Here is a 26610-nt window from a genome sequence, read left to right on the forward strand (position 1 = left end):
TTCCGCCATTTTATCGCGGGGAGGGAACCGCAAGGCTTGCCCGGACAATCGATTTCGCGGCGCGGCCTGCTTCCTCGGCGTAGTCCGGGTCGCGATGGACCAGCATGGTGGAGAAGGCCCCGTCCATCAGAAGAACGACCTGGCGGGCGATCGCCTCCGGGTTGGCGATCCCGTCTTGCAGAAACCGCGCGGCGAGCCAGGCTTCGAAGGCTTTCTTGTGCGCGGATCCGATCTTCATCGCCGGATGTCCCGGAAGGTTGGCGAGTTCTGCAGCGGTGCGCAGAAAGCCGCAGCCTCTCCATTTCGGATGGCGGGCGGATCTGGCGAGCTGGACAAAAATCGCCTCGACCTTGTCGGCTGCGTCGCCCGGCGCGCTGTCGAACCATTTTTCGAAGAGCTTCAGGTTCGGCTGGTCGCGGGAACTCAGATATTCGGCGACGAGATCGTCCTTGCTCTTGAAGTGGTAGTAGAGCGTCTTCTTGGTGACCCCTGCGTCCGCCGCAACGGCATCGACGCTGACCGCGCGAATGCCCTCCCGGTAGAACAGCCTGTTTGCGGCATCGACCACCCTTTCGCGGGCGGGCTTGTCTGTCTTCGGCTTTGCGTCCATGCGTCACTCGCTGGCAATGTATACTGACTAGTGAGTATGCTAATCCTATGGTCGAGGCTAGCCTTTCTGTCAACGCAAACCGAAAGGCAGACCCATGCAAACCAATGTCCTTTATGAAAAAATCGGCCGCGTCGCGCTTCTGACGCTCAATCGGCCGGAGAAGCTGAACGCGCTCGATTACGCGACCAACGACCGGCTTCTGTCGCTCCTCGACGAGGTCGAGGCGGACGACGAGATCGGCGCGGTGATCCTCACGGGAGCGGGCGAGCGGGCTTTCTCGGCCGGAGGGGACATTCACGAGTTCACGCAGAGCATCCGGCGCGGAACGGAAGAGGCGGTGCGGGAGTTCTGCCGCCGCGGACAGAGGATGACGGCCCGTTTCGAGGCCTTTCCCAAACCGGTGATCGCGGCGGTGAACGGCATCGCCTTTGGCGGCGGATGCGAGATCACCGAATCGGCGCATCTGGCGATCGCCTCCGACACGGCGATTTTCGCAAAGCCCGAAATCAATATCGGCATCCCTCCGACGTTCGGCGGGACGCAGCGCCTGCCGCGGCTGGCCGGACGAAAGCGCGCGCTGGAACTGCTTCTGACCGGCGACACCTTCGGCCCGGAGCGCGCCTATGAGCTGGGTCTGGTGAACAAGGTGGTACCCGGGGAGGAGCTGCTTCCGGCCGCGTTCGACCTGGCGGAGCGCATCTTGCGGCATTCTCCCCTTGCCGCGGCGCGGATCATCACGGCGGTCACGCGCGGCATCAACGCGACCATCGCGGAGGGCCTGCTGATCGAGCGCGAGCAGTTCGCCCGCATGTGTCCGACCGCGGATGTGCTGGAAGGCCTGGATGCCTGGATAGCCCGGCGGACGCCGACGTACCTCGGGCGGTAGCCGGCACGGGTGCCGCCGCCGGGGCGGGCGGGCGCGGTTGAGCCCCGCCGTCGGCCGGGGACCTCATGCCCCTTGGGAAAATTGCGGAAAAGGTGCCACTGAGGGCGGCGGGGGGATCGCCCAATCGCTTCGCGACCTTGCATTGCCGGACAGTCGAACGTCGGTGAACACGGCTCGCGAGACCGATGTGGAGCGGAGAGATGTTCGGGTGGCACAAATAAAGTTTCTCTGAAATATCGGAGATTTAGCAACGCAGGCGGGTATATCGCGCGATGCGTGCACGGCTGGATGGCAGCGGTCTGATGTAACGTGAACGCTTATCGGAAGCCGGCGGCCGGGCCGGACCCGGATTCGCGTATGCCCACAGGGAAACCCCCCACCTTTTCAAGAGCATGAAAGATCAAGAAATGCGAATATAATAATGATATTGATATTTATAACAATGCCATTTTTCGATGGTCCACGACGACTGCTTGTCGTTGCCTTGATTTGAAGGGTGGTTTCGCAGACTTTCGCAGAATTAAGCTTGAATCATCTTACCAAGAAAGTTTCCTTTCTGCAGTATTGACAAACAAAGAGAGAGTTGTGTCGTTGTTTCTGTTAACTGCTTATTAAATGGGCGCAAACTATCAAACGGGCGTGGATCTGAATTGCGGAAGATCGACTTGGAGATCCGCAGTCGCGATTGTTGTTCTCTGGCTGCCGCGTGTGAGGCGAATACGATGCTCAAGAAAATATCCATACCGAAGAAGGTTTTTGGTGGCTTCGGTTTCATCCTGATCCTGTTGCTGACGATCAGCGCCATCGGGGTCAGCGCCCTCGTCAGCAGCAACAGCGATTTCGCCACCTATCGGCAGGCGGCGCGGGAAACCGCCGAGGCCGGGCGAGTTCAGGCCAATCTGCTTGAAGCCCGCATCGCGGTGAAGAATTTCATCATTTCCGGATCGCAGGCCAATATCGATGTCGTGGAAAAGCGGCTCCAGGCAACCCGCAGCCTTCTCGATGATCTGGCAAAGCTCACGAACGGACATGAGGCGGATCAGATGATCGCCGAGGCCGCTCAGGATCTGGAGCGCTATTTTCAGGCGTTCCAGGCGCTTACGGCCTTGAGCGAAGGGCGTGAGGATGCCGCAGCGCGGTCCGTGGATGTGATCGGGCCGAAAATCGCCGCCGATCTTGAGAGCTTCAAGCTGTCGACGAAGACCCTGCAGGATACGCTTGGCCCGCAGGCCACGGCGGAGATGGAGCGTGCCGTCACGTTCGTGCTGATTGTGGCCGCAGCCGGTGTCCTCCTCGGGCTGGCTGCCGCCTGGAGTATCGGAACCGGCATTGCACGACCGATTTCCACCATCACCAACGCCATGCGGACCCTGGCCGGCGGTGACAAGACCACCGACATCCCCGGGCTCGACCATGGCGACGAAATCGGGGCCATGGCCAGGGCCGTCGTGGTGTTCAAGGAAAACATGATCAAGGCCGAGGACCTGGCGGCCAAGGAGATGGAAGCGGCCAAGACGCGTGACGTGCGCGCCCGCCACATCGAGCAACTGACCCAGACCTTCGATGCCAATATCTCGGAACTGCTGGATGTGGTCGCAAGCGCTGCCACGGAAATGCAGAGCACCGCGCAGTCCATGTCCGGCATCGCCAGCGACACCAACCACCGGGCCACCTCCGTCGCCAGTGCTGCGGAACAGGCGTCCGCCAACGTCCAGACGGTGGCAAGCGCCACGGAAGAGCTTTCGTCCTCCATCCAGGAGATTTCGCGGCAGGTGTCCCAGTCCTCCGCGATCGCCAGCCGTGCCGTGACAGAGGCCAGTCGCACCGATGTCCAGGTGCAGGGGCTGGCCGCCTCCGCCCAGAAGATCGGCGAAGTGGTGAATCTGATTTCCGCCATCGCCCAGCAGACCAACCTGCTCGCCCTCAACGCCACTATCGAGGCGGCGCGCGCCGGCGAGGCCGGCAAGGGGTTTGCGGTCGTTGCCTCGGAAGTGAAGGCCCTTGCCACCCAGACCGCACAGGCCACCGAGGAGATCAGCCAGCAGATCGCCAGCATCCAGGTGGAAACGGCCGAAGCGGTGTCGGCGATCCAGATGTTCGGCGTGACCGTCGGCGAGGTGAACGAGATTGCCTCCAGCATCGCCTCGGCGGTCGAGGAGCAGACGGCGGCGACCAGCGAAATCGCCCGCAATGTCGAACAGGCATCCGAGGGCACGCGCGAAGTCACCTCCAACATCATCGAGGTGACGAGTTCGGCGAGCGAAACCGGTGCCGCGGCAACCCAGGTAACCGGTGTGGCGGCGGATCTGAGCCAGCGCGCCGAAACCCTCAAGTCGCGCGTGGAACGCTTCCTCGCCGACGTGCGGGCCGCCTGAGGGCACGCGCCGGCAAGGCCGTCCTTCCCGCGGCGGAATTGTCGCGGACATGGTCTCAAACGAAGAAGGGCGCCACTTGCGGGCGCCCTTCGTCGTTTCGTGCCGTGAAGAGCCTCAGCCCTTCATCGCCGCCTGCAGGTTCTCGTCGATCTTGTCGAGGAAACCGTTGGTGGTGAGCCACTTCTGGTCCGGGCCGACCAGCAGCGCCAGGTCCTTGGTCATGTGACCGGATTCCACCGTGTCGATGCAGACCTTCTCCAGCGTGTCGGCGAACTTGGCCAGTTCGTCGTTGCCGTCGAGCTTGGCGCGGTGGGCAAGGCCACGGGTCCAGGCGAAGATCGATGCGATCGGGTTGGTCGAGGTTTCCTCGCCGCGCTGGTGCTGGCGGTAGTGGCGGGTAACGGTGCCGTGGGCGGCTTCCGCCTCCACCGTCTTTCCGTCCGGGGTCATCAGCACCGAGGTCATCAGGCCGAGCGAGCCGAAGCCCTGGGCGACGATGTCGGACTGGACGTCGCCGTCGTAGTTCTTGCAGGCCCAGACGTAGCCGCCCGACCACTTCAGCGCCGCCGCGACCATGTCGTCGATCAGGCGGTGCTCATAGGTGATCTTCTTGGCTTCGAAGGCGTCCTTGAACTCGGTGTCGAAGATCTCCTGGAACAGGTCCTTGAAGCGCCCGTCATAGGCCTTGAGGATCGTGTTCTTTGTCGACAGGTAGCAGGGAACGCCACGCTGCAGCGCGTAGTTCATCGAGGCGCGGGCGAAGTCGCGGATCGAATCGTCGAGATTGTACATCGCCATGGCGACGCCGGCCGACGGCGCGTCGAACACTTCGTGCTCGATCTCGGTGCCATCCTCGCCGACGAACTTCACCGTGAGCTTGCCCTTGCCGGGGAAGCGGAAGTCGGTTGCGCGATACTGGTCGCCGAAGGCGTGACGGCCGACGATGATCGGCTGGGTCCAGCCCGGCACCAGACGCGGCACGTTGTTCATGATGATCGGCTCGCGGAAGATCACTCCGCCCAGGATGTTGCGGATCGTGCCGTTCGGCGAACGATACATGCGCTTGAGGCCGAATTCCTCAACGCGGGCCTCGTCCGGGGTGATCGTGGCGCATTTCACGCCGACACCGTATTCCTTGATCGCATTGGCCGCGTCGACGGTGATCTGGTCGTCGGTCTCGTCGCGCTTCTCGATACCGAGGTCGAAGTACTTCAGTTCGATGTCGAGATAGGGATGGATCAGCTTGTTCTTGATGAATTCCCAGATGATCCGGGTCATCTCGTCGCCGTCGAGTTCGACAACCGGATTGACAACCTTAATCTTCGCCATGGTGCAGATGACCTCGTGTCTTGGGTGGGCAATGCGCGTCCCGCGCCGGATACCTCAGGCCGATGTCGCCGGCCCGGACGGGCCGGGCGAAACAGCCGCGCGGCCCCTATAGCAAAGGGGCGGCGAAACGCAAAGCTGGCCATTCGTCAATCATGCGAAACGATGACGGCAAAATGCGGGTTGCGGGATGCGCGGGCTGGGCGCACCCTGTCGGAAGTCGCAAGGGTCGCCCGTGTCAGGGGGCCGGGACGGCGGCAGACGGAGCGCAGAGGAGCTTGGCGGTGCAGGGACGCATGGGACATGGAACCGGGATCAAACTTGCGTGGATGCGCGCGCTGTCGCTCGGCCTCCTGGCCGCGACCTTCACCTTCGCGGCGGCGGCGACATTGGCGGCCGACGAGCCCGCCATTCTTCAGATCGACGGCAATATCGCCAGTGCGGAGCCCTTGTCGCTGACCCGGGCCGATCTCGAGGCGATCGGCATGCATGATGTGGTCACGATCACTCCGTGGAACGACGAGCTCACCACCTACACCGGTCCGCTGATCCGGGATGTTCTTGCCCATGTCGGCGCGAAGGGCGACAGCATCGTCGCGGTCGCACTCAACAACTACCGCGTCGTGTTCCCGGTCTCCGATGCCCGCGCCTACGATGTGATTCTGGCGGTCCGGGTGAATGGCGAGCCGATCGGCGTGCGGGAGCGCGGGCCCGTCCGCGTGATGTATCCCTGGTCGGAGCGCGAGGAACTCAGATCTGAGGTCTATTATTCGCGCGCCATCTGGCAGTTGAGCGGACTGACGCTGGTGGGGCAGGCAACGCAGTGACGTTTGCGCTGCTTCCCGCTTTCCCCGACGGCGTGTCGGCTGTAGAATTCCACTGCAGGATGCGCCGTTGGGAAGGACGCAATCGGTAAGAGACCGACGGAAGGCAGCAAGATGGAACTGAGCGCAAGATGGGTGCGCACGCTCTACGCAACGCTGCTTGTCGGCGTCGCGATCATCACCGGGTCGCTGTTCGTCGTCATTTCCACCTTGAGCACCCAGAACAACGAGGACCGGGCCGAATACCGGCAAAGTCTCATCTGGTTCAGCGCCCAGCTGGTCGTCGAGTACAAGGACGTGCTGCATGCGCTCGACACACTGATTCTCAACGAGGGGCGGGAAGACCTTCGCGCACAGGTGGTGTCGCGGTTCGACATCCTGTGGAGCCGGGCGATCCGCCTGGGAGAGGGCGCGGTCGGGCGCGAGTTGGCGCGGGTGGACGGGTCGACCTCTCTCATGCCGGATCTGACCCGGCTCGTGCGCGAGGCGGACACCCATCTGGCGGACATGGCGGATGGCGATCTCGCCGCGGCGGCGATCATGCGCGACCAGCTCGGACAGCTCCAGCCGACGCTCGATGCCTTCCGCTCCAGCGTCTATCGGCTCCAGCGCGAGGCGGCCGCGCGCCAGCGCGATATTCTCAGCAACACCGTGGACACGGTGCTGTTCCTGATCATCGGACTGCTGGTTGCGGGTCTGTCCATGGGCGGGCTGGTGCTGCGCGACCGGAGCCAGCTGATGCGCCTGCGCGGACAGCTGGAGCGTCGGGTGACGGAGCGCACCGAGGAACTGGCCCGCGCCAACGCCGATCTGCGATCCGCAAACGAACGGCTGACCCAGTTCAACAATCTCGCCTCGCACGACCTCAAGGAGCCGGTGCGCAAGATCGGTGTGTTCAGCGATCTCCTGCTCGAAGGCGTGGCCAATCGCGACACGGAGACGATTTCCTACGCCGCGAATGTGATGCGGGCCTCGGCCGGGCGGGCCAAGACGCTGATCTCCAACCTCTTGAACTATTCCGCCGCCTCCGACCGCAAGCTCGACCGCGAACGGTTGTCGCTGGAAACGCTGATTGCGCGGGTAACCGAAAGCCTCTCCGAGGCGATCCGGGAAAGCGACGCGGAAATCATCGTCAACGGCGGCACTGTCGAGCTTGAGGGCGATCCCGTGTTCCTGGAGCAGCTGTTCCAGAACCTGATCGCCAATGCAGTGAAGTTTCAAGCTGCGGGCAACCGTCCGGTGGTGCGTGTCCGCGTGACGCGCGATCCCGACGGGCGGCCGCGGCGGATCCATGTGCGCGACAACGGGATCGGCTTCGACATGAGCCATCAGGCCCAGGTGTTCGAGCCGTTTCGTCGTCTGCACGGACGCGAGAAATATGCCGGAACCGGCATGGGGCTCGCCATCTGCTCGGCGATCGCCCAGCGCCATGGCTGGGTTCTGGGGGCGACGAGCGCGCCGGGCGAGGGCGCCGACTTCTATCTGGATTTCGGACCGGCGGCGAGCGAGGCCGATGAGAGGGTGCCGACGGCCGCCGAATGACGGCCGTCGGAGCAGGCGATCAGACCGAAGATGCCGCGCCTGCCTTGCGTGCGATCAGGGCGATGGCGATGTAGCTCCAGCCGTTCATCAGGACGGCGACGCCGCCGAACAGGCCGAGTGCCCAGAGCGCGGAGGTCGGGAATTCGAACCAGATGCACAGGCCGGCGACGATGGACAGCACGCCGGCGCCGGCAAGCCAGCCCCAGCCGTCGTGCGGACGCACCTTGAAGCCGAGCAGGATCTGCGTGACGCCCTGCGCCAGCAGGATCACGGCGACGACCAGCGTTAGCGCGAAGGTGCCGATGACCGGATTGAAGTAGACGGCGGCTCCGCCGACCAGCGCGATGATCCCGGTCAGGATGTCCCACAGGAAGCCGCTCCAGTTCTTGACGGAGAAGGCGTGCCAGATCTGCAGCACGCCGCCGATGGCGAAGACGATGGCGATGACGAGCGTCACCGCTATGGAGCTTGCCAGGGGGACGGTGATCATGGCGAAACCGCCGATCAGCAGGGCGATTCCCAGTGCAAGGAACCAGCCCCATTTTTCGCGGACCACTTCCGTGATCGGCGGTTTGTGGGATGCGGTTTGCGGTTGCGGCGCACTCATGCCGGTAATCCTTGTATTTGCGGATAGAGAATGATTTTCAACATCCTGACTATAACGCCGGTTTGACGTCGGTGCGATCAGGGATCGCATCCTTGCGGGAGCGTTGCGCGAACGCTGGAAAAGTCGCCGGGAATGGGCTATCTGCGCGCCATGACACGCAATGCATCCATCGATCCGTCGGCCCGAAGCGTCGACCTGACGCCTCCCTGCGTCATCCTGTGCGAGCCGCAGCTGGGCGAAAACATCGGCACGGCCGCGCGCGCCATGGCGAATTTCGGCCTTGTCGACCTGCGGATCGTCAATCCGCGCGACGGCTGGCCGAGCGAGCGGGCGCGGGCGGCGGCAAGCCGCGCTGACCATGTCATCGACGGCGTGCGCGTCTTTGCCAGCGTCGAGGATGCCATCGCGGATCTCAGTTTCGTCTATGCGACGACGGCGCGTTCGCGCGAGGTGCCCAAGCCCGTGCGCGGCCCGGACGAGGCCGCCGAAGCCGCCACCCGCCTTGCCGCGCAGGGCGCGAGCGTCGGCTATCTCTTCGGTCGCGAGCGCTGGGGGCTCAACAACGACGAGGTGGCGCTCGCCGACGAGATCGTCACGCTGCCCGTCGATCCGGATTTCGCGTCGCTGAACATCGCCCAGGCGGTGCTGGTGTGCGCCTATGAATGGCGCGTCAAGGCGAATCGCGGGGCCTTGCCCTTCCGCCTCGACGAGGTGGCCAATCCGCCCGCGCGCAAGGAGGACCTGGTGCGGCTGTTCGAGCATCTGGAAAGCGCGCTCGACGGCGTCACCTTCTTCCGCCCGCCGGAAAAGCGCCCCTCCATGGTGCGCAACCTGCGCAACATCCTGCAAAAGGCCGCCCTGACCGACCAGGAGGTGAAGACGCTGCGCGGCGTGATCGCGGCGCTCGAGCGACGGCCGACCCGTCCGCGCGAGGATCAGCGCGAAGACAAGAGCGACGGTCCGTCCGCCGAAAGCGAAAAATGAGCGCGCCCGCGCCGCTCGGCCCCCCGGTGCTCGTTTTCGACAGCGGCGCCGGCGGCATGAGCGTCGCGCGCCAGATCCGCTCTCTGCTGCCGCAGCTTCCGCTGTGTTACGTCGCCGACGATGCCGGCTTTCCCTATGGCGACTGGCCCGAGGAAGCACTGACCGCCCATTGCGTGGAACTGCTGGTGCGGCTTGTCGACGAGCTGCGCCCCTGCGCCGTCGTCATTGCCTGCAACACCGCTTCCACCCTCGTGCTGGCGCCCTTGCGGGCGCGGTTGTCGATCCCGGTGGTGGGCACCGTGCCGGCGATCAAGCCGGCGGCGGAGATCTCGCGCAGCGGGCTCGTCACGGTTCTGGCGACCCCGGCCACCGTCGTGCGCGACTATACGTTCGACCTGATCCGGCGCTTTGCGCCCGACACGGCGATCACGCTCGTCGGGTCGCGCCGGCTGGCGCGGCTCGCGGAGGCGGCGATTGCCGGCAAGGAGGTCGACCGGGATGTTCTGGCGCAGGAAATTGCCCCCTGCTTCGTGACCAAGAACGGCGCGCGAACCGATGTGGTCGTGCTCGCCTGCACCCATTACCCGCTGCTTCTGCCGCAATTGATGCAAGCCGCGCCCTGGGACGTCGACTGGCTCGACCCGGCACCGGCCATTGCCCGCCGCCTTGCCAATGTGCTGGGCGAGGGGGCGGCGCCGTTGCCGGCGGGTGCCGAGCTGCCGGCTGGGGTCGACCGGGTGATCGCCAGCACGGGGGCGGATCTGTCCCATCTTCTGGCGCTGCTTGCGCCGCCGGTCTGACGGATCCGCGCCGAATGGCGGATTTGCGCGGTTCGGCCCGTGACTTCCGTTTGACAAGCGGGCGGCGGTCGGCTAGGGATCCTGCGACTTGGCGGGTCCCTGTGGCCCGCCTTGTTTTTCACGCACCCGTGGATCTCCGTGCCGGCGCTGTTTGGCCCGGGATCCTGTCGCCTCGCTTTTTTTCGTGACCGTCATGGAGAAGGCAAGGAGAGGAGGGCGTGTTTCCTTGAGATAACAGACGACTGCGAAGGAACCGCGAATGTCGAAGCGCCATAGCGTAAAGCACAAACTCGATCGCCGCATGGGCGAGAACATCTGGGGCCGTCCCAAGTCCCCGGCCAACCGCCGCGAATACGGCCCGGGCCAGCACGGCCAGCGCCGCAAGGGCAAGCTCTCGGACTTCGGTGTCCAGCTTCGCGCCAAGCAGAAGCTCAAGGGCTACTACGGAAACATTTCCGAGAAGCAGTTCCACAAGATTTACGTCGAGGCGTCCCGCCTCAAGGGCGACACCTCGGAGAACCTGATCGGTCTGCTCGAGCGTCGTCTGGACGCGATCGTGTACCGCGCCAAGTTCGTGCCGACGGTTTTCGCCGCGCGCCAGTTCGTCAACCACGGTCACGTCAAGGTCAACGGCCGCCGCGTCAACATCACCAGCTACCGCTGCAAGCCGGGCGATGTCATCGAGGTGCGTGAGAAGTCGCGTCAGCTCGCGACCGTGATCGAGGCGACCCAGCTCGCCGAGCGTGACGTGCCGGACTATGTGACCGCCGACTACAGCAAGATGACCGCGACCTTCACCCGGGTCCCGACGCTTGCCGACGTGCCGTATCCGGTGCAGATGGAACCGAACCTCATCGTCGAGTTCTATTCGCGCTGATCTTCGGATTTCAAGTCCGCCAGGCTTCGAACGGGGCGCGCCGAAAGGCGCGCCCTTTTCGCATCCGGGGCCTGCTTCACCCATGCACCGAGGCTTCCCGTCGTCATATTCGGGTTTTCATATTCGCTCAGTCGAATATGATGCGTGAAAACCGGAGGAGACGACATGTCGGTATCGAGACGATCCATTCTGGCCGGGGGGCTTTCCGCTCCCCTGGTGGCGCGCGGTCTGGTGACGGCTGGTGCCGGCGCGGGTGCGGGACTGCTTGCGGCGCGCACGCCGGCTCGGGCGGCCGAGGCGGCGCATCAGTTCAGCCTGGGCGACAGCGAGATCACCATCCTGACCGATGGCGGGCTGGTGCTGCCGGCCTCCACGCTTGCCTCCAACGTGAGCGACGAGGAGCGCAACGCCTTTCTGACATCCCATGGCCATGACGCCGAAACCCGCGCCAGCGCGCTCAACATCGCGCTGGTTCGCAAGGGCGATGCGCTCGTCCTGATCGACACCGGCGCGGGGCTGAACTTCTTCCAGGATGCCGGGCTTCTGGCCGACAGTTTCGACGCCGCCGGCCTCGACCGCGACAGCGTCACCCATGTGGTGCTGACCCATGGCCACCCGGACCATGTCTGGGGCGTGATCGACGATTTCGACGAGAGCGAGCGCTTCCCCAACGCCAGCTACCTGATGGGGGCTGCGGAATGGGATTTCTGGATGAACCCGGATTTCCTCGCCGACAATCCGGAGGAGCTGCATTCCTTCGCGCTGGGCGCGCAGCGCAATCTGGGCGCGGTCGCTGAAAAGGTGGAGCGGGTCGGCGCCGACCACGCGGTCGTCTCCGGCATCACCATGATCGAGACGCCGGGCCACACGCCGGGGCACATGTCCGTCCTGATCGAGGACGGCGGCCAGCAACTGCTCGTCACCGGCGACGCGCTGACCCATCCGTCGGTCTCCTTCGAGAAGCCGGACTGGCAGCCGACCACCGACCAGAACCCGGAGCTTGCCGCGAAGACACGCCGCACGCTGCTCGACCGCGCGGCGAGCGACGGCCTGCTGCTCGTCGGCTACCACCTTCCGTGGCCGGGTGTTGGCCGCGCCGAGGCGAAGGACGGCGCCTGGCGCTACGTCGCCGAGGGCTGATCCGCCACTGCATGCCGGTCCCGGCGGCCCGCCTTCAGCTTTCAGTCCTCAGCCTCCGGGCGGGGGCGGGACGTCGGTGGGGCGCTGGGTGCCGATGGTCAGCGTCTGCGTGTCGATCGTCGCCGCGCCCCGGCCGTCGGAGGTGAGCACCGCCGAGCCGATGGAGGCGGAGGAGGAGCAGGCCCCGGCAAGGAGCGCAAGGGCGAGCGCCGACAGGCGTTTGATGCGGGCGGGTGCTGGCAAGGGATCGCCTTTCCGGTTGGTGCGGTGTTTTCCAGAGTGCTTTGGCGCAGCCTGCGGGATCGCACGCGTTCGTGCAATGGTCGTCGTCGATGTTGCCATCGGGGCCAAATCTCGGCATTGTCCGCCCCCGATACATCCAATTCCCGGCAGATGACACCATGAGCGATTTCACGCAGCCTGTTGACGCGACCGAGGCGACGGCCTGTCCGCCTCTGTTTCGCGACGCGCCGGCCTCCGTGTCGTTCAAGAAGCTCAGGAAGCGCCTGCTCAGGGAGGTGCGCGACACCATCGCGCGCAATGCCATGGTGGAGGCGTCGGGTGAGCGTCCGCGCTGGCTTGTGTGCCTGTCCGGCGGCAAGGACAGCTATACGCTGCTCGCCGTGCTGCTCGACCTGAAATGGCGGGGCGTGCTGCCGGTCGACCTGCTCGCCTGCAACCTCGACCAGGGCCAGCCGGGTTTTCCCGCGCATATCCTGCCGGAGTTCCTCCAGACCCACGACATCGCGCACCGCATCGTGCGTCAGGACACCTATTCCATCGTCGTGGACAAGGTGCCGGAGGGAAAGACCTATTGTTCGCTCTGCTCGCGGCTCAGGCGCGGGCATCTCTATCGCATCGCCCGCGAGGAGGGCTGTTCGGCCATCGTGCTCGGTCATCACCGCGAGGATGCGCTGGAAACCTTCTTCATGAACCTCTTCTTCGGCGGACGGCTGTCCTCCATGCCGCCGAAACTCCTCAACGACGACGGCGACCTGCTGGTGCTGCGCCCGCTGATCTCCTCCTCGGAAGACGACATTGCCCGCTACGCGAAGGCAATGGAATTTCCGATCATCCCCTGCGACCTGTGCGGCAGCCAGGACGGCCTGCAGCGCGCCCAGGTGAAGGCGATGATGGCGGAGTGGGAGCGGGCGACGCCGGGGCGGCTGTCGGTCATGGCCCGCGCGCTTGCCAACGTGCGGGCGTCGCATCTGCAAGATCCGGCGCTGTTCGATTTCGCCGGCCTGATGGCGTCCTCCCATGCCGGCGCCGATGCGCGTGAGGACAGCGAGCCCTGCGGCGCGGCCCTTGCCATGACCGGGCGGTTGTTCGCCGCCGAATAACCCTTGCATCCAGATCCATCGTTCAAGCCGGGAGGGTCCGCCTGTCCCGGCTTTGTCTTTCCCGTGCCGCATCCGGCGGCCCTGTTTTTCGGACCCTGACAATGACCTCACACATGCCCTGCGGCATCGACTTCGGCACGTCCAACTCCACCGCCGCGATCCTCACATCCGATGGTGCGGCCAGGCTTCTCGCTCTGGAAGGAGACAGCGCGGTGCTGCCGAGCACGCTGTTCTTTTCGTTTGAGGATGCGGAGGTCCGCTTCGGCCGCGCGGCCGTCAATGCCTATGTCGAGGGCGTCGAGGGGCGGCTGATGCGCTCGCTGAAGAGCGTTCTGGGCTCCAGGACCATGGCGGAAAAGACGACGATCAAGGCGCGTCGCTGGACCTTCTCCGAGATCATCGGGCTGTATCTGAAGCAGGTGAAGACGCGCGCGGAAACCGCCGCCGGCCAGGCCTTCGATAGGGTCGTGCTCGGGCGCCCCGTTCATTTCGTCGACGGCGACGCGGAGGCCGACCGCAGGGCGCAGGGCGAGCTTGAGGCCATCGCGCGCGAGGCGGGATTTTCCGAGGTGGCGTTCCAGTTCGAGCCGATTGCCGCGGCGCTGGATCACGAGCGCTCCGTAGAGCGCGAGGAACTGGCCGTTATCGTCGATCTCGGCGGCGGCACGTCGGATTTCGCCATCGTGCGGGTGTCGCCGGAGCGCCGGAAGGCGGTCGACCGGCGCGCGGATATTCTCGCCAGCACCGGCATTCACATCGGCGGAACCGACTTCGACCGTCTGCTCAGCCTGCGGACCGTCATGCCGGAGCTGGGCTACCGGACGCTTGCCCGCGACGGGCGACGCGACCTGCCGAACTGGGCCTATTTCGAGCTGGCCACCTGGCACCGTATCAATTTCCTTTACGCGCCGCAGATCGACACCAAGCTGAAGGATCTCCGGCAGGATGCCGCCCGTCCCGACCTCGTCGACCGGCTGATGGCGGTGATCGCCGAACGCCAGGGCCACGCACTGGCCGGTGAGGTCGAGGCGGCGAAGATCGCGCTGTCGTCGCGGGAGCGTCATCACCTGCGGTTCCCGCTGTCGGATGTGGATCTCGATCTTGAGGTGGCGCGCGCCGATCTTGTGGCGGCAATCGAACAGTCGGTCGCCGGGATCGCGGGGGCGCTTGCCGACTGTCTGGATCAGGCCGGGGTGGGAGCGGAGGCGATCTCCTCGGTTTTCGTCACCGGCGGCTCGGCCTCGATCCCCTTTGTCCGCGACCGTCTCACGGGCCTGTTCCCGCAGGCAGCCGTGGTGCAGGGCGATGTCTTCGGCAGTGTTGGAACCGGACTTGCGCTGGATGCAGCGCGCAAATACGGGCCGGTGAGCGCCTGACGATACGCAAACGGCCCGGGGGAAGGTCCGGGCCGTGGTTCGGGCAGGGCGACGTCTCGCGGGGAAGCAGGCGTCGCGCCGGGAAAAGTCGGACTGGAGCGGTTACGATCCCTTGCCGGGGATCAGGCCGAGAGAGGATCCGGCCGGCTGGTTGCGCACGAGGATGACCAGGGCGGAATTGGCGGCATGGGCACCTTCGGCCGCCAGCCCGCCATGGGCGCGGCAGGTGTCGGCGTCGCTGATGCCGTTGGCAGGGGCAAAGACCATCAGTTCGACACAGGCGATGCGGCGCAGGTTGCTGTCGTTTTCCTGCGCGAACGTCGCGAGGCCGAGACCCAAACTGAGAGCGAGGCCGAGGCCTGCCAGTTTCGCGATACGCATGGTCTGATCCTTCCGGTGCCGATTGAGCCCTAAGACGACCGAGACATGACACGATTCAAGTGATCAAGACCTGAAGCGCGCATTCATCTGACGTTCAGCTTAGGGTGATTCGGCAAAATTTGCCTAGTCTATAAATCTTGACAAAAAAAGGCGGATCAACTTGGATCCGCCTTTTATTAACCATTTATTAACTTTTGAACTACGCGGACTGGCGGGTCGAGATGCCCTTGTCCGTCAGATGCGCCTGAAGTTCCTGGCTCTGGAACATCTCGCGGATGATGTCGCAGCCGCCGACGAACTCGCCCTTCACGTAGAGCTGGGGGATGGTCGGCCAGTCGGAAAACTCCTTGATGCCCTGGCGCAGGTCATCGTCTTCCAGCACGTTGATGCCCTTGTAGGGCGCGCCGATGTAATCGAGGATCTGCACGACCTGACCGGAGAACCCGCACTGGGGAAACGCCGGGGTGCCCTTCATGAAGAGGACGACGTCATTGGTGTCGACCTCGTTCTTGATCCAATCTTGAATGCTCATAGTGCGTCCTTTCGTTCTGCCGGGTTCAAGGTCCAGCGACCGGGGTCGGCTTTGGGGGTTTCAGTCCGGGGCGCTCGTCTGCAGGGCCAGCGCGTGAAGTTCGCCGCCCATGTTGCCCTTCAGCGCCTGATAGACCATCTGGTGCTGCTGCACCCGTGTCTTGCCGCGAAAGGCATCGGCCACCACCACGGCGGCATAGTGGTCGCCATCGCCCGCCAGATCGCGGATTTCCACTTTCGCGTCCGGAAGGGCTTCCTTGATCAGCGCCTCGATCTCGTGCGCCTGCATTGCCATATGTTCGTCCTTTCTGCCGGCCGCCTGCCGCCGTTGCGGACGGGCGGCCTGGAATTCGCACCGCGCGACGCGGTTACGCGCCGGCCATATACGTCGGGAACCAAGTTTCGTGGCTCTCGCCGAGCTTTGCAACGGATATGGTGAGAATGTCCTCAACCGTCAAATCGCTGCCGCCGACCTTGCCGATTTCCGCGACTTCGAGCCCGGCGTCGATCGCATCCTCCAGAACGCCTGCGACCCTGTCGGCTGCGACGGTCAGCACGTAGCGGCCCTGATCCTCGCCGAAGAGCGCTGCATGCGCGGGAGCGGGGACCTTGACCGTACAGCCGCGGTTGCCGGCAATCGCCATTTCGGCAAGCGCCACGGCAAGACCGCCGTCGGAGAGGTCATGGACCGCCGTCACGCGGCCGGCGCGAATGAGGCCGCGCACGAAATCGCCGCGCCGCTTTTCGGCCGCAAGATCGACCGGCGGCGGTGCGCCTTCCTCGCGGCCCAGGATGTCGCGCTGGTAGGCGCTCTGCCCGAGATGCGTGCCATGTCCGCCGATCAGGATGACGATATCGCCGTCATCGGCGAAGGCGAGGCTGGCGCGCGCGTTGATATCGTCCAGCAGGCCGACGCCGCCGATGGCCGGCGTCGGCAGGATCGCCTCGCCGCTGGTCTCGTTGTAGAGCGAGACGTTGCCGGAGACGATCGGCATCTGGAGTTCCTCGCAGGCCGCGCCGATGCCTTTGATCGCCTCGACCAGTTGGCCCATGATTTCCGGGCGTTCCGGATTGCCGAAGTTCAGGTTGTCGGTGGCCGCCAGCGGCTCGGCGCCGACGGCGGTCAGGTTGCGCCAGCATTCCGCCACCGCCTGCTTGCCGCCCTCGAAGGGATCGGCCTGGACATAGCGCGGGGTCACGTCGACGGAGAAGGCGAGCGCCTTGCCGGCGTCGCCGACGCGCACGATGCCGGCGTCACCGCCCGGCGAGGCCACCGTGTTGCCCTGAACGAGCGTGTCATACTGCTCGTAGACCCAGCGGCGCGACGCGCCGTTGGCATTGCCGACAAGCGTCTTCAGAGCGGCGGCATAGTCGTCGGGTTCGGCGATGCGCTCAGCCGGAATCGTTTCCAGCTTCGGGCTCGGCGACCACGGACGGTCGTATTCCGGCGCCTCGTCGCCAAGCTCCTTGATCGGCAGGTCGGCGACGGTCTCGCCCTGATGTTTGACGATGAAACGCAAGGTGTCCGTCGTCACGCCGACGATGGCGAAGTCGAGGCCCCACTTGCGGAAGATTGCCTTGGCCTTGGCTTCCTTGTCGGGGCGCAGCACCATGAGCATGCGCTCCTGGCTTTCCGACAGCATCATCTCGTAGGCGCTCATGCGCTCCTCGCGCACCGGCACCTGGTCGAGCTCCAGCGTGATGCCGAGATTGCCCTTGGCACCCATCTCGACGGCGGAGCAGGTAAGGCCGGCCGCACCCATGTCCTGAATGGCGACGACCGCGCCGGTCTGCATCAGTTCCAGGCAGGCTTCGAGCAGGCACTTCTCGGTGAAGGGATCGCCCACCTGAACGGTCGGACGCTTTTCCTCGATGGTCTCGTCGAACTCCGCCGAGGCCATCGTGGCGCCACCGACACCGTCGCGGCCGGTCTTGGCGCCGAGGTAGACGACCGGAAGCCCGACGCCTTCGGCCTTCGACAGGAAAATACCGTCGGTCCGAAGCAGTCCCGCGGCAAAGGCATTGACCAGGCAGTTGCCGTTATAGCGGGAATGGAACTCGACCTCGCCTCCAACCGTTGGAACACCGAAGGAGTTGCCGTAGCCGCCAACGCCGGCGACGACGCCAGAAACGAGATGGCGGGTGCGCGGATGGTCCGGCTCGCCGAACCGCAGCGCGTTCATCGCGGCGATAGGACGCGCGCCCATTGTGAAGACGTCGCGCAGGATGCCGCCGACGCCGGTCGCCGCGCCCTGATAGGGCTCGATGTAGGAGGGGTGGTTGTGGCTTTCCATCTTGAAGACCACGGCCTCGCCGTCGCCGATGTCGACCACGCCGGCGTTCTCGCCCGGGCCGAGAATGACCCTCGGTCCCGTCGTCGGAAGCGTCTTCAGCCACTTCTTCGACGACTTGTAGGAACAGTGTTCGTTCCACATCGCCGAAAAGATACCGAGCTCGGTGAAGGTCGGCGTCCGGCCGATCAGCGCGAGAATGCGCTCGTATTCGTCGGGCTTGAGGCCGTGCGCCTCGATGAGTTCCGGGGTGATGGCGATGTCGTTGGGAATCATGAGCGCTGCGGACCTTGGAAACGGAAGATTGCCGCCCCTTTAGCAAACCGCGACCGCAAAGGGAATTGTAGACATTGCCCCGCTTGCCGACCATGGTCGCGGCGGATGTGCGAAGGAGACCGATCGCTTGACCGAGACACGCCGGCTGTTCCTGATTCTGAACGGAAAATCCGCCCCGCGCGAGGATGTGCGCAGCGCGATCTCCCGGGTCCGCGACGCCGGGCACGAGGTGGCCGTGCGGGTCACCTACGAGCCGGGCGACGTTGCCCGTTTCGTCGGCGAGGCGCTCGGCGCCGACACGCGCCCCGACGCGATCGTGGCGGGCGGTGGCGACGGGACCCTCAACCAGGTGGTCGCGGCGCTGCTCGATACGCACGGGCAGGCGCAGGCTGCGCCGTCCGGGCAGCCGGCGGTCGGGGTGCTGCCGCTCGGAACGGCAAACGATTTCGCCGTCGGGCTTGAGCTTTCGACCGAAGATCCGGGTGCCGCGCTGACGCTTTGCGCGGAAGGCGAGATCCGCACGATCGACGCCGCGCGTATCAACGAGCGCGTGTTCGTCAACCTGGCAAGCGGCGGCACCGTCACCCAGATCACCCGCGAGGCCGACCCGCGCGCCAAGCGGCTGTTCGGCGGGGCGGCCTATCTGATTGCCGGCGCCAGCCACATCGGCCGGCTGGCCCCCTCCAACGCCCGGTTTTCCGCCGAGGGCTTTTCCTGGGAAGGGGAGTTTCTGGCGATGGCCATCGGCAACGGTCGTCTTGCCGGCGGCGGCGTGCCGCTGTGTCCGGAGGCGCAGCTCGACGATGGCCTGCTCGACCTGACGCTGTTTCCCCAGCCGGACGCGGACCATGTCCTCGGCCTGCTGTCGCGCCTGCTGCATGAAACGGAGGCGCCGGTGGAGGGCTATGCGAAGACGACGCGGTTTTCCTCGCTAACTGTGGAAAGCGATGCGGAGCTGTCGCTCAACCTCGACGGAGAACCGATGCAGGCAAAAAGCCTCAAGGTCGAGGTGCTCCCCGGCGCGGTCCGTTTCGTGACGGGGCCCGCGCCGAAAGGCCTGGTGTCCTGACGCCGGCTGACACCGCCGGCGCGCCGGGAATGGTCGAGTATCAGACCGCGCCGGTGTATTCGCCGCGCGCCGGATAGTCCTTCGCCTTCACGAAGTCGAGCGCGCCGACCATCTCCTTGAAGTGCGGACGCACGAAGGGCATCGTCTGCACCGAGGCGAAATAGAGCGTGCCGTCGGCGCGCACCAGAAAGACGCCCGGCTCGGAAAACAGCTCGGGCTCCTCGATGCCGATGGAGGTCGTGCCGCGTCCCGTCGACGTGTAGAGGCCCCAGTCGCGCGCGACCGACAGCGGCAGGCCGTAGCCGTAGCGCAGGTTTTCTCCGCCGACCGTCTCGGCCATTCCGCGGGCGCGGTCCTCCGGGTCGCTGGAAATCGCGATTGTCGTGACACCGCGCTCCGCAAACTCCGGTGCAAGACGCTCCAGTTCCTTCAGATAGGTCGCGCAGATCGGGCAATGCTGTCCGCGATAGAAGACCACGAGCGTTGCGTACCCGGGGTTTTCGGTCGAGAGATCGAAGGTCCCGTGATCGAGCGTGTCGACGACGAGCTGCGGAACCTGCTGGCGGGGAATGAGCGACATGACATCTGTCCTTTCGTTGCGCGCCGCCGGATCGACCCATCGGGCCAAGAGCGGAGGCGCTGGCGTTCCCCTGTGTGTTAGTGTATGCAAAGAAAATCATCGTCCACAATAATTGATCCATCGTACAAACCATGCTGAAACGCCTCGACCGTCTCTCCGCGCTGATCGACCGCTTCCGCATTGAAGCCACGGTTGTTCCGGCGGTCGAGGCGGGCATTGCTCCTGCGGCCGAGACGCCCGGTGCCAATCTCTTCCTGCTGATGGGACCGGCCGGGCGCCCGGCAAACGACGTGCGCGGCGGCTTTCTGGTGTTTCGTCCGCGCTCCGGCGGCGGGCGTCCGGCCGGGGCGATTGCAGTGGCCGCGCATGTCGATCTCGGCGGCGATGTCGCGCCCTTCGCCCTGGCCTTGCCTGAAGAGGTGCGGATCGCGTTGTGCGACGCGCCGGCGCTGGCCGCCGTGGCCGAGGTCCTGCTCGACGAGGTGATGCGTCCGCGATGCGGCGGACAGGCGATCCTCGACCGGCTGTGCGAGATCGTCGTGGTGCGATTGCTGCGCCACGCCATCGAACAGGGCGGCGCCGACAGCGGGCTGATCGCCGGCCTCGCTCATCCGCAACTGGCCGCGGCGCTTGTGGCGATGCATGAAGCGCCGGGCCGCGCCTGGCGGCTGGAGGATCTGGCCGCCGTCTCCGGCATGTCGCGCACGGCATTTGCGACCGGGTTTCGCGATGTTGTCGGCCGCACGCCCGGAGCCTATCTGCACGACTGGCGGATGAGCGTGGCGCGGCAGGAGATCGCGCGCGGGGTGCCCTTGAAAGCGATCGCGTCACGCGTCGGCTTTTCCAGCGCGGCCGCCTTCAGCCGGGCCTACAGCCGTGCCTACGGCCACGCGCCGCGTTTCGACAAGGCCGAACGGCCGGATGCGATTGGGGATCAGCGGTCCCGGTCGATGGCGGATGTGCGCTCAAGCGCATAAACGACCTCACCGACCTCGTCCATGCGGGCCGAGATCGCCGCACGGGCGTCGTGCAGGCCCTGATTGTAGAAGGCCGCGCCGATGTCGCGCGCCAGCAGGGCGAACAGCGCCTCCGCTTCGAGCGCGCCGATCTCGACATCCAGTTCCTCGCCTAGAAGATCGCGCAGTCGCTCGACGAGAACGGCCGTTTCGGCACTGTCGAAGATCGGCTTGCTCATCGGCGGAAAGCCTCAGGCCGCGACAACCGACAAGGCGCTCTCGAAGAAGGCGCGCCCGTCGGTGCCGCCCTGCAGCGGATCCACGAGATTTTCCGGATGCGGCATCATGCCGAGCACATTGCCGGCCTCGTTGGTGATGCCGGCAATGTCGTTGATCGAGCCGTTCGGGTTGGTGCCGCGTGCGTAGCGGAAGGCGACCCGGTCCTGGTCCTCAAGCGCCTTGATCGTGTCGGCATCGGCGAAGTAATTGCCGTCGTGGTGGGCGACGGGGCAGCGCCACACCGCGCCTTTGGTCATGCCTTGCGTGAAGCGGTTGGCGGTGGAGGCGGTCTCCAGCAGCACCTCGCGGCAGACGAAGGTGAGGCCGGCGTTGCGCATCAGGGCGCCGGGCAGAAGGCCCGCTTCGGTCAGCATCTGGAAGCCGTTGCATACCCCAAGCACCAGCCGGCCCTTTTCGGCGAAGTCGCGCACCGCATCCATGATCGGCGCGCGGGCGGCGATCGCGCCGGAGCGCAGGTAGTCGCCATAGGAAAAGCCGCCCGGCAGGACGACGAGATCGACATCCGGCAGGGTGGTGTCCGCATGCCACACGGACACCGGCGCGACGCCGCTTGTCAGTTCCAGCGCATACATCATGTCGCGCTCGCGGTTCGATCCGGGGAAGGTGATGACAGCGGATTTCATGGGCGTGTGTCCCTTAAGCTCAAACCAGAAAGAGCGCGGCGAGAAGCGCAAGGCCGGCCGGAAGCGCGATGAAGATGGCGGCCTTGATCAGGAGGAAGCGGATGGCCTTTGCACTGTCGTCGTCCATGGGTGCCGCTCCTCAGCCGCGTCGGCGCCGGGTTCAGACGATCTCGATGGCGTAGTTTTCGATCACCGTGTTGGCGAGCAGCTTTTCGCACATGTCGGCGAGCTCCGCCTTTGCCTTGGTCGCGTCGGCGGTGTTCAGTTCCACGTCGAACACCTTGCCCTGGCGCACGCTGTCGACACCGGCGAAGCCGAGCGCGGCGAGACCGCCCTCGATCGCCTTGCCCTGCGGGTCGAGAACGCCGGATTTCAGGGTGACGGTCACGCGTGCTTTCATCGGGGGTCTCCGCAATCGCTGCCAGCGCCGGCGACGGCCGGCTGTCATGACTTCGGGCCGCAGTGCAAAGGCGACCCTGTTGCGCCGCTTCTAGCGCGCCGCCCGCGCGGATGAAAGCCTCTTTTGCGGATTGCAGCGTCCCTGAGGACGCCGCAGCCCTTGCGGGAAACGTCCGCGCGTGCCCGGAGGCGTCGCGCGCGGGTGTGCAGATGTCGTCCGGATCAGTTCACGCGCCGAACGGTCGTTTGCGCCAGGTAGCGGCGCAGGTTGCGCTGGGCGACTCCCCTGTTGAACGAAAAGCTGGCGACGAACACGCCACGATCCTTCTGGACGATATCCCGGATCGCCACATAGAGCCGCCGTCCATTGCGATCCTTGAACGTCATTACATGCTCGAAGCCCGTATAGGTACGGGTCTGGATCTTGCGGTGCGGAGACGACGATACCGCGCGTTTCGATGCGACTTCCAAGAAATTATAGGCGGCGTCGAAAAGCTCCGCGGTCAGGACGTTTCGCCGGATTGCCGTTTCCGCATCGCCGCGGATCTTCAGCGGAACGATGGCGACGCCTTGCCGGGTTTTGCACTTCGTTTTCGGGCAGAGGTAGAAGGTCTTGTTGCCCTTGCGTTCGGTGACCCAGCCCGACGGCGGGAAGCTTGTGTCAATGGCTCCGGGCTTCAGGCCCGTCGTCTGGCAGGCGGCCAGAAAGAGGGCCGCAATCGTAACGGCCAATATTTTCATTCTGCGCGTGTCGATTGTCGAAAACAGCATCACCCCGAAACCCCTGTCTAAAATCCATGATTGCAAACCTGGAATCTTGGTTGCCAAATTCTCGCCCAGATTGCAAGTCGGGTGCGGGCGTTTGCTGCAGCTGCCAACAAAAAACCCCGGCGCCGGGGCGTCGGGGTCTTGGAAGATGCAACGCGCTGTGCGCGCGGGCAGAGGCGGGAGCCGTCCGGTCTCTACTTCACCAGCACCGGACCGCCGCCGATCGGGCGGTCGGTGTCGTTGATGATGCCGAGGCGTCGCGCGACTTCCTGGTAGGCTTCCAGCATTCCGCCGAGGTCGCGGCGGAAGCGGTCCTTGTCCATCTTCTCATTCGACTGGATGTCCCACAGGCGACAGCTGTCGGGGGAGATCTCGTCGGCGACGACGATGCGCATCATGTCACCTTCCCAGAGGCGGCCGCATTCGATCTTGAAATCGACAAGACGAATGCCGGCGCCGAGGAACAGGCCGGACAGGAAGTCGTTGACCCGGATCGCGAGCGCCATGATGTCGTCCATCTCCTGGGGCGCGCACCAGCCGAAGGCGGTGATGTGCTCCTCGGAGACCATGGGATCGTCGAGCGCGTCGTTCTTGTAGTAGAACTCGATGATCGAGCGCGGAAGCGGCGTGCCTTCGTCGAGGCCGAGGCGCTTGGACAGCGAGCCGGCTGCGACGTTGCGGACAACGACTTCCAGCGGGATCATCTCGACCTCGCGGATAAGCTGCTCGCGCATGTTCATCCGGCGCAGGAAATGCGTCGGGATGCCGATTTCGTTGAGATGGTTGAAGATGAACTCGGAGATCCTGTTGTTCAGGACACCCTTGCCATCGACAATCTCATGCTTCTTGTTGTTGAAGGCGGTTGCATCATCCTTGAAGTGCTGGATGAGCGTTCCGGGCTCGGGACCCTCATAGAGGATCTTGCCCTTGCCTTCATAAATGCGCCGGCGGCGGTTCATAGGCACGTACCGTGTTCGTGAGAGAAAATCCATGCTTGCGGAAGCGCTCCGGTAACCTGCGGTCCCGCGCCGTCATCCGGCCCGGCCCGGAGGCGAGACAGCACCCGACGGTCGTTGAGGATTGGCGATGGACCGGCAGTTGGGTGTGGTTCCCCCGCTCGATGGCGCGGAACCTACACGATCACCCGGGAAAGTACAATCGAGCCGACGAAGAGATTTCGGGCCGGATTGGTCCCGTGTCCGGCGGAGGCGGCGCGGTTGCTCGATCTCGCGTTGATTTGGCTTGGCTGCGGGGATATGCAAGGGCGCAACGAATCCCTACATGAGCTGAGGGGTTGACGTCCGGGCGCCAGGCCCGCGGACCCGATGACGAGGCAGGAGACACACGCATGAGCACTTTCGACCGTCGCGAGGACGCGTTTGAAAACAAGTTCGCCCACGACGAGGAGCTGCGGTTCAAGGCCGTTGCCCGCCGCAACAAGCTGCTTGGCCTGTGGGCTGCCGAAAAGCTGGGCCTGGATGCGGACAAGGCACAGGACTATGCCAAGGAAGTCGTGCGTGCCGATTTTGAGGAGCCGGGCGAGGAAGACGTGTTCCGCAAGATCCGCAAGGATTTCGACGACGCCGGCGTCGACCAGTCCGATCACCAGATCCGCCGCACGATGGAAGAGTTGCTCCACACCGCGGCCGCACAGATCCAGACCGAAGGCTGACCGGACCGGTCGGTTCGACGGGCCGGGCGCTTGTGCCGTCGCGCAAGCGACGGGCGGCGGTCTGCCCGGGCTGTTGGTGCTCTCGGTTCGTGCCCTCGGTTCGGGGGTATCTTGCCGCGCCGGCGCGGCGTAGCGGCGGCCATGGGTTTTTCGTTCAGGGGGTTTTTGCATGACTGACACGTCCGTTTCCCTCGCCGCGCGTCTGCGCGCCGACGAGACCATCGTCACGGCATGGTCAACGCTTGCCGTGCCGATGCTGGCGGAACTGCTCGGGCGCGCCGGCTACCCGGCGGTGACGCTGGACATGCAGCATGGCGCCCATGACATCGCCTCGGTCCGCGACGGTATTGCGGCCGCGCGGCTTGGCGGTGCCCATGCGGTCGTGCGCCCTCCGGTCGACGATTTCGCCACGGTGAGCCGTCTGTTCGACCTCGGCGCGGAAGCGGTGATCATGCCCATGGTCAACACCCCGGAAGACGCCCTGGCACTCGTTGCCGCGGCGAAGTATCCGCCGCTCGGCGCGCGCAGCTGGGGGCCGCACCGGGCCGCGATGCTGCAGGGCGTGACGCCAGCGGACTATCTGGAGCGCGCCAACCGCGAGACCATTGCCTTGGCGATGATCGAAACGCCGGCAGCGCTCGAGGCACTCGACGAGATCCTTGCGGTCGACGGGCTCGACGGGGTGTTCGTCGGCCCGGGCGACATGTCGCTGACCCTGTCGGACGGCGCCGAGCTCAATCCGTCCAGCGAGCGGGTTCAGACCATCGCCGCCAATGTCGCCGCAAAGGCGAAGGCCGCCGGCAAGCTCGCCGGCATCTTCACCAACTCGGTGGAAGACGCTAGGCGGGGCAAGGAGATGGGCTTCCGCTTCATCGCGCTCGGCATCGACATGGGGCTGTTCGTGGATGCCGCCTCCGACATGGCCGGCAAGCTGCGCTGACGCCCTTGCGTCCGGCTTCCGGGCGTCCGCAGTTTCCCTGAGCGGGGAAATGCGTTGAGACGGCGTGTCACGGTATTTTCGGGAAAATGAACACTATTTTGAGGACCGTTGAACGATGCGGACCTCGCGCGTCCCTGCGCCGCCCGCATCTGCGTGCCATGTCCTGGAGTGCTCGCCATGTGGAAGCTTACGGCCCTGTTGTTGATCGTTGTCGCCCCGACCTTTGCCGGGATTTTCGCGCTGATGCCAATGACCTTCTTCGGGCTGAATGATTATGATCCGTGGCTCCTGGCAGCCTTCGCCGGCGTCGGGCTGGTGCTGGCAGTGCCGGCGAGTTACTTCGTGGCGCGCCGGATCTCCGGGCTTGTCGAGCGGGATGCACGGTCCGTCTGAGGCCGGGACTACGGCTTCAGACAAGCGGCCCGGCCGGCTTGCCAGATGCGGTCGGAGACGACATCGAGAGGCCGGTTCTTCGGACCCGGCCGTTTTCGCATCGGTCGTGCGTCTGTGCGGGGTCAGGCCCTAAAGCGTCTTCATCAGATAAGCGAAGGACATCAGGCCTTCGGGCCAGGGGCCGTGGCCGCTTTCCAGATTGATGTGGCCCGCGTCGCCCGCGTCCTGGAAGTGGGCGCCCCAGTGGTGCGCCCAGTCCTTCGCCGTCTCGAAGGCGCAATGCGGATCGCTGCGGCTGGCGACGATTCTTGCCGGAAACGGCAGCGGCCCCTTTGGCAGCGGCAGGAAGTCCGCGACCTCGAAGGCGGGCTTCGGCGCGTCACGCGACAGGTCAGTCGGCGCGACGAGGAACGCGGCCTTGACCGTGTCCTTGGGCAGCGCATGGGCCGCGTGCACGACGGTGTTGGTGCCGAGTGAATGCGCGACGAGCACGACCGGACGCTCCGCCGCGCGCACCGCCTGCGTCACGGCCTCCACCCAGGTCTTCCGCACGGGGCGATGGGGGTTGCCCAGATCGACCACCCGGGCGGTCGGCATTTTCTCCGCCCAGCGGTGCATCCAGTGGCCGGCCGGCGTGTCGCCATAGCCGGGGATGAGAAGAATGTCTGCTTCGGAGATTTTCATGTCCGATGTCCCGATGAGGTCCGCGATGCGGCGTGATTGCAGGCCGGTGCCGGAGTG

31 protein-coding genes are annotated in these 26610 nt (G+C 65.2%); 15 read left to right on the plus strand and 16 right to left on the minus strand.

Features of this window, described 5'->3' with window-relative positions:
- Positions 1 to 10: 10 nt before the first annotated feature.
- Positions 11 to 610, minus strand: coding sequence for a TetR/AcrR family transcriptional regulator (locus LC092_RS08140; protein ID WP_224805975.1), 600 nt, complete (start codon positions 608 to 610; stop codon positions 11 to 13).
- A gap of 94 nt (positions 611 to 704) precedes the next feature.
- On the opposite strand from LC092_RS08140, the gene LC092_RS08145 reads away from it, so the two are divergent.
- The gene (locus LC092_RS08145) at positions 705 to 1496 is read left to right on the plus strand and encodes a crotonase/enoyl-CoA hydratase family protein (RefSeq protein WP_224805977.1); all 792 of its coding nucleotides are present in this window, start codon (positions 705 to 707) and stop codon (positions 1494 to 1496) included.
- A gap of 722 nt (positions 1497 to 2218) precedes the next feature.
- Entirely contained in the window at positions 2219 to 3871 is a 1653-nt protein-coding gene (locus tag LC092_RS08150; RefSeq protein ID WP_224805978.1) for a methyl-accepting chemotaxis protein, read from the plus strand.
- 114 nt (positions 3872 to 3985) lie between these two features.
- On the opposite strand, the gene LC092_RS08155 is transcribed toward LC092_RS08150, so the two are convergent.
- The gene (locus LC092_RS08155; protein ID WP_224805980.1) at positions 3986 to 5200 is read right to left on the minus strand and encodes an NADP-dependent isocitrate dehydrogenase; all 1215 of its coding nucleotides are present in this window, start codon (positions 5198 to 5200) and stop codon (positions 3986 to 3988) included.
- 281 nt (positions 5201 to 5481) lie between these two features.
- Between LC092_RS08155 and LC092_RS21270 the strand changes: the two genes are divergently transcribed.
- Positions 5482 to 6024, plus strand: a complete 543-nt coding sequence (locus LC092_RS21270; RefSeq protein WP_224805981.1) for a molybdopterin-dependent oxidoreductase — start codon at positions 5482 to 5484, stop codon at positions 6022 to 6024.
- 111 nt (positions 6025 to 6135) lie between these two features.
- Positions 6136 to 7563, plus strand: coding sequence for a sensor histidine kinase (locus LC092_RS08165; protein WP_224805983.1), 1428 nt, complete (start codon positions 6136 to 6138; stop codon positions 7561 to 7563).
- Between the two features lie 19 nt (positions 7564 to 7582).
- Here the strand turns inward: LC092_RS08165 and LC092_RS08170 are convergent, their stop codons facing one another.
- A complete protein-coding gene (locus LC092_RS08170; protein ID WP_224805985.1) occupies positions 7583 to 8170 on the minus strand; it encodes an HdeD family acid-resistance protein in 588 nt (195 codons plus the stop codon).
- Positions 8171 to 8320: 150 nt separating this feature from the next.
- Between LC092_RS08170 and LC092_RS08175 the strand changes: the two genes are divergently transcribed.
- The 4 genes from LC092_RS08175 (at position 8321) to LC092_RS08190 (ending at position 11971) form a co-directional block, all read left to right on the plus strand.
- Positions 8321 to 9154 (plus strand): RNA methyltransferase, encoded by an 834-nt coding sequence (locus LC092_RS08175; RefSeq protein ID WP_224805987.1) that lies wholly within the window; start codon positions 8321 to 8323, stop codon positions 9152 to 9154.
- The gene (gene murI / locus LC092_RS08180) at positions 9151 to 9954 is read left to right on the plus strand and encodes a glutamate racemase (RefSeq protein ID WP_224805988.1); all 804 of its coding nucleotides are present in this window, start codon (positions 9151 to 9153) and stop codon (positions 9952 to 9954) included. The genes LC092_RS08175 and murI overlap by 4 nt, the downstream gene beginning before the upstream one ends.
- 259 nt (positions 9955 to 10213) lie before the next feature.
- Complete coding sequence (gene rpsD / locus LC092_RS08185; RefSeq protein ID WP_224805990.1) at positions 10214 to 10831, plus strand: 30S ribosomal protein S4; 618 nt, start codon at positions 10214 to 10216, stop codon at positions 10829 to 10831.
- A 165-nt stretch (positions 10832 to 10996) separates the two neighbouring features.
- Positions 10997 to 11971, plus strand: coding sequence for an MBL fold metallo-hydrolase (locus LC092_RS08190; RefSeq protein WP_224805992.1), 975 nt, complete (start codon positions 10997 to 10999; stop codon positions 11969 to 11971).
- A gap of 48 nt (positions 11972 to 12019) precedes the next feature.
- Here the strand turns inward: LC092_RS08190 and LC092_RS08195 are convergent, their stop codons facing one another.
- Complete coding sequence (locus tag LC092_RS08195; RefSeq protein ID WP_224805993.1) at positions 12020 to 12214, minus strand: hypothetical protein; 195 nt, start codon at positions 12212 to 12214, stop codon at positions 12020 to 12022.
- Positions 12215 to 12372: 158 nt separating this feature from the next.
- On the opposite strand from LC092_RS08195, the gene ttcA reads away from it, so the two are divergent.
- Positions 12373 to 13314 carry a tRNA 2-thiocytidine(32) synthetase TtcA gene (gene ttcA, locus LC092_RS08200; RefSeq protein ID WP_224805994.1) on the plus strand — a complete coding sequence of 314 codons (942 nt, stop codon included), beginning with the start codon at positions 12373 to 12375 and terminating at the stop codon, positions 13312 to 13314.
- A gap of 101 nt (positions 13315 to 13415) precedes the next feature.
- Positions 13416 to 14690, plus strand: coding sequence for an Hsp70 family protein (locus LC092_RS08205; protein WP_224805995.1), 1275 nt, complete (start codon positions 13416 to 13418; stop codon positions 14688 to 14690).
- Between the two features lie 102 nt (positions 14691 to 14792).
- Here LC092_RS08205 and LC092_RS08210 read toward each other — a convergent pair whose 3' ends face one another.
- The 4 genes from LC092_RS08210 to purL all read right to left on the minus strand — a co-directional run bounded on the left by LC092_RS08210 (position 14793) and on the right by purL (position 18169).
- On the minus strand, positions 14793 to 15071 hold the full coding sequence (locus tag LC092_RS08210) for an antitermination protein (RefSeq protein ID WP_224805996.1): 279 nt from the start codon (positions 15069 to 15071) through the stop codon (positions 14793 to 14795).
- 199 nt (positions 15072 to 15270) lie between these two features.
- Positions 15271 to 15603, minus strand: coding sequence for a Grx4 family monothiol glutaredoxin (grxD, locus tag LC092_RS08215; RefSeq protein WP_224805997.1), 333 nt, complete (start codon positions 15601 to 15603; stop codon positions 15271 to 15273).
- Positions 15604 to 15663: 60 nt separating this feature from the next.
- Positions 15664 to 15897, minus strand: a complete 234-nt coding sequence (locus LC092_RS08220) for a BolA family protein (protein ID WP_224805998.1) — start codon at positions 15895 to 15897, stop codon at positions 15664 to 15666.
- A 73-nt stretch (positions 15898 to 15970) separates the two neighbouring features.
- Complete coding sequence (gene purL / locus LC092_RS08225) at positions 15971 to 18169, minus strand: phosphoribosylformylglycinamidine synthase subunit PurL (protein WP_224805999.1); 2199 nt, start codon at positions 18167 to 18169, stop codon at positions 15971 to 15973.
- A 127-nt stretch (positions 18170 to 18296) separates the two neighbouring features.
- Between purL and yegS the strand changes: the two genes are divergently transcribed.
- On the plus strand, positions 18297 to 19238 hold the full coding sequence (yegS, locus tag LC092_RS08230; protein ID WP_224806001.1) for a lipid kinase YegS: 942 nt from the start codon (positions 18297 to 18299) through the stop codon (positions 19236 to 19238).
- 40 nt (positions 19239 to 19278) lie between these two features.
- Here yegS and LC092_RS08235 read toward each other — a convergent pair whose 3' ends face one another.
- Positions 19279 to 19818, minus strand: a complete 540-nt coding sequence (locus tag LC092_RS08235) for a peroxiredoxin-like family protein (RefSeq protein WP_224806002.1) — start codon at positions 19816 to 19818, stop codon at positions 19279 to 19281.
- A gap of 131 nt (positions 19819 to 19949) precedes the next feature.
- Between LC092_RS08235 and LC092_RS08240 the strand changes: the two genes are divergently transcribed.
- The gene (locus LC092_RS08240; protein ID WP_224806003.1) at positions 19950 to 20795 is read left to right on the plus strand and encodes a helix-turn-helix transcriptional regulator; all 846 of its coding nucleotides are present in this window, start codon (positions 19950 to 19952) and stop codon (positions 20793 to 20795) included.
- On the opposite strand, the gene LC092_RS08245 is transcribed toward LC092_RS08240, so the two are convergent.
- The 6 genes from LC092_RS08245 to purC form a co-directional block, all read right to left on the minus strand.
- Positions 20753 to 21013: a DUF2164 domain-containing protein gene (locus tag LC092_RS08245; RefSeq protein ID WP_224806005.1), complete on the minus strand. Its 261-nt coding sequence runs from the start codon at positions 21011 to 21013 to the stop codon at positions 20753 to 20755. The two genes, LC092_RS08240 and LC092_RS08245, sit on opposite strands and share 43 nt — an antisense overlap.
- A gap of 12 nt (positions 21014 to 21025) precedes the next feature.
- Entirely contained in the window at positions 21026 to 21697 is a 672-nt protein-coding gene (gene purQ, locus LC092_RS08250) for a phosphoribosylformylglycinamidine synthase subunit PurQ (protein ID WP_224806007.1), read from the minus strand.
- Between the two features lie 19 nt (positions 21698 to 21716).
- Positions 21717 to 21824, minus strand: a complete 108-nt coding sequence (locus tag LC092_RS08255) for a phosphoribosylformylglycinamidine synthase-associated small membrane protein (protein ID WP_224806008.1) — start codon at positions 21822 to 21824, stop codon at positions 21717 to 21719.
- Positions 21825 to 21857: 33 nt separating this feature from the next.
- Positions 21858 to 22097 carry a phosphoribosylformylglycinamidine synthase subunit PurS gene (gene purS / locus LC092_RS08260; protein ID WP_224806009.1) on the minus strand — a complete coding sequence of 80 codons (240 nt, stop codon included), beginning with the start codon at positions 22095 to 22097 and terminating at the stop codon, positions 21858 to 21860.
- 221 nt (positions 22098 to 22318) lie between these two features.
- Positions 22319 to 22924, minus strand: coding sequence for a hypothetical protein (locus LC092_RS08265; protein WP_224806011.1), 606 nt, complete (start codon positions 22922 to 22924; stop codon positions 22319 to 22321).
- 134 nt (positions 22925 to 23058) lie between these two features.
- Positions 23059 to 23856 (minus strand): phosphoribosylaminoimidazolesuccinocarboxamide synthase, encoded by a 798-nt coding sequence (purC, locus tag LC092_RS08270; protein WP_224806012.1) that lies wholly within the window; start codon positions 23854 to 23856, stop codon positions 23059 to 23061.
- 356 nt (positions 23857 to 24212) lie between these two features.
- Here purC and LC092_RS08275 point away from each other — a divergent pair, with 356 nt between their 5' ends.
- The 3 genes from LC092_RS08275 (at position 24213) to LC092_RS08285 (ending at position 25869) form a co-directional block, all read left to right on the plus strand.
- Positions 24213 to 24536 carry a DUF1476 domain-containing protein gene (locus LC092_RS08275; RefSeq protein WP_224806013.1) on the plus strand — a complete coding sequence of 108 codons (324 nt, stop codon included), beginning with the start codon at positions 24213 to 24215 and terminating at the stop codon, positions 24534 to 24536.
- Between the two features lie 169 nt (positions 24537 to 24705).
- A complete protein-coding gene (locus LC092_RS08280; RefSeq protein WP_224806014.1) occupies positions 24706 to 25476 on the plus strand; it encodes an HpcH/HpaI aldolase family protein in 771 nt (256 codons plus the stop codon).
- 177 nt (positions 25477 to 25653) lie between these two features.
- On the plus strand, positions 25654 to 25869 hold the full coding sequence (locus LC092_RS08285; RefSeq protein ID WP_224806016.1) for a hypothetical protein: 216 nt from the start codon (positions 25654 to 25656) through the stop codon (positions 25867 to 25869).
- 129 nt (positions 25870 to 25998) lie between these two features.
- Here LC092_RS08285 and LC092_RS08290 read toward each other — a convergent pair whose 3' ends face one another.
- Positions 25999 to 26553 (minus strand): RBBP9/YdeN family alpha/beta hydrolase, encoded by a 555-nt coding sequence (locus LC092_RS08290; protein WP_224806017.1) that lies wholly within the window; start codon positions 26551 to 26553, stop codon positions 25999 to 26001.
- Positions 26554 to 26610 lie beyond the last annotated feature (57 nt).

Source organism: Stappia stellulata (genome assembly GCF_020176715.1).
In the GTDB taxonomy this organism is placed as follows: Bacteria; Pseudomonadota; Alphaproteobacteria; order Rhizobiales; family Stappiaceae; genus Stappia.

Bases quoted from the DNA above. Each gene is read 5' to 3' on its own strand.
- LC092_RS08140 (WP_224805975.1), bottom strand. From the start codon at position 610: ATGGACGCAAAGCCGAAGACAGACAAGCCCGCCCGCGAAAGGGTGGTC.
- LC092_RS08145 (WP_224805977.1), top strand. From the start codon at position 705: ATGCAAACCAATGTCCTTTATGAAAAAATCGGCCGCGTCGCGCTTCTG.
- LC092_RS08150 (WP_224805978.1), top strand. From the start codon at position 2,219: ATGCTCAAGAAAATATCCATACCGAAGAAGGTTTTTGGTGGCTTCGGT.
- LC092_RS08155 (WP_224805980.1), bottom strand. From the start codon at position 5,200: ATGGCGAAGATTAAGGTTGTCAATCCGGTTGTCGAACTCGACGGCGAC.
- LC092_RS08165 (WP_224805983.1), top strand. From the start codon at position 6,136: ATGGAACTGAGCGCAAGATGGGTGCGCACGCTCTACGCAACGCTGCTT.
- LC092_RS08170 (WP_224805985.1), bottom strand. From the start codon at position 8,170: ATGAGTGCGCCGCAACCGCAAACCGCATCCCACAAACCGCCGATCACG.
- LC092_RS08175 (WP_224805987.1), top strand. From the start codon at position 8,321: ATGACACGCAATGCATCCATCGATCCGTCGGCCCGAAGCGTCGACCTG.
- murI (WP_224805988.1), top strand. From the start codon at position 9,151: ATGAGCGCGCCCGCGCCGCTCGGCCCCCCGGTGCTCGTTTTCGACAGC.
- rpsD (WP_224805990.1), top strand. From the start codon at position 10,214: ATGTCGAAGCGCCATAGCGTAAAGCACAAACTCGATCGCCGCATGGGC.
- LC092_RS08190 (WP_224805992.1), top strand. From the start codon at position 10,997: ATGTCGGTATCGAGACGATCCATTCTGGCCGGGGGGCTTTCCGCTCCC.
- ttcA (WP_224805994.1), top strand. From the start codon at position 12,373: ATGAGCGATTTCACGCAGCCTGTTGACGCGACCGAGGCGACGGCCTGT.
- LC092_RS08205 (WP_224805995.1), top strand. From the start codon at position 13,416: ATGACCTCACACATGCCCTGCGGCATCGACTTCGGCACGTCCAACTCC.
- LC092_RS08210 (WP_224805996.1), bottom strand. From the start codon at position 15,071: ATGCGTATCGCGAAACTGGCAGGCCTCGGCCTCGCTCTCAGTTTGGGT.
- grxD (WP_224805997.1), bottom strand. From the start codon at position 15,603: ATGAGCATTCAAGATTGGATCAAGAACGAGGTCGACACCAATGACGTC.
- LC092_RS08220 (WP_224805998.1), bottom strand. From the start codon at position 15,897: ATGGCAATGCAGGCGCACGAGATCGAGGCGCTGATCAAGGAAGCCCTT.
- purL (WP_224805999.1), bottom strand. From the start codon at position 18,169: ATGATTCCCAACGACATCGCCATCACCCCGGAACTCATCGAGGCGCAC.
- LC092_RS08235 (WP_224806002.1), bottom strand. From the start codon at position 19,818: ATGTCGCTCATTCCCCGCCAGCAGGTTCCGCAGCTCGTCGTCGACACG.
- LC092_RS08240 (WP_224806003.1), top strand. From the start codon at position 19,950: ATGCTGAAACGCCTCGACCGTCTCTCCGCGCTGATCGACCGCTTCCGC.
- LC092_RS08245 (WP_224806005.1), bottom strand. From the start codon at position 21,013: ATGAGCAAGCCGATCTTCGACAGTGCCGAAACGGCCGTTCTCGTCGAG.
- purQ (WP_224806007.1), bottom strand. From the start codon at position 21,697: ATGAAATCCGCTGTCATCACCTTCCCCGGATCGAACCGCGAGCGCGAC.
- LC092_RS08255 (WP_224806008.1), bottom strand. From the start codon at position 21,824: ATGGACGACGACAGTGCAAAGGCCATCCGCTTCCTCCTGATCAAGGCC.
- purS (WP_224806009.1), bottom strand. From the start codon at position 22,097: ATGAAAGCACGCGTGACCGTCACCCTGAAATCCGGCGTTCTCGACCCG.
- purC (WP_224806012.1), bottom strand. From the start codon at position 23,856: ATGGATTTTCTCTCACGAACACGGTACGTGCCTATGAACCGCCGCCGG.
- LC092_RS08275 (WP_224806013.1), top strand. From the start codon at position 24,213: ATGAGCACTTTCGACCGTCGCGAGGACGCGTTTGAAAACAAGTTCGCC.
- LC092_RS08280 (WP_224806014.1), top strand. From the start codon at position 24,706: ATGACTGACACGTCCGTTTCCCTCGCCGCGCGTCTGCGCGCCGACGAG.
- LC092_RS08285 (WP_224806016.1), top strand. From the start codon at position 25,654: ATGTGGAAGCTTACGGCCCTGTTGTTGATCGTTGTCGCCCCGACCTTT.
- LC092_RS08290 (WP_224806017.1), bottom strand. From the start codon at position 26,553: ATGAAAATCTCCGAAGCAGACATTCTTCTCATCCCCGGCTATGGCGAC.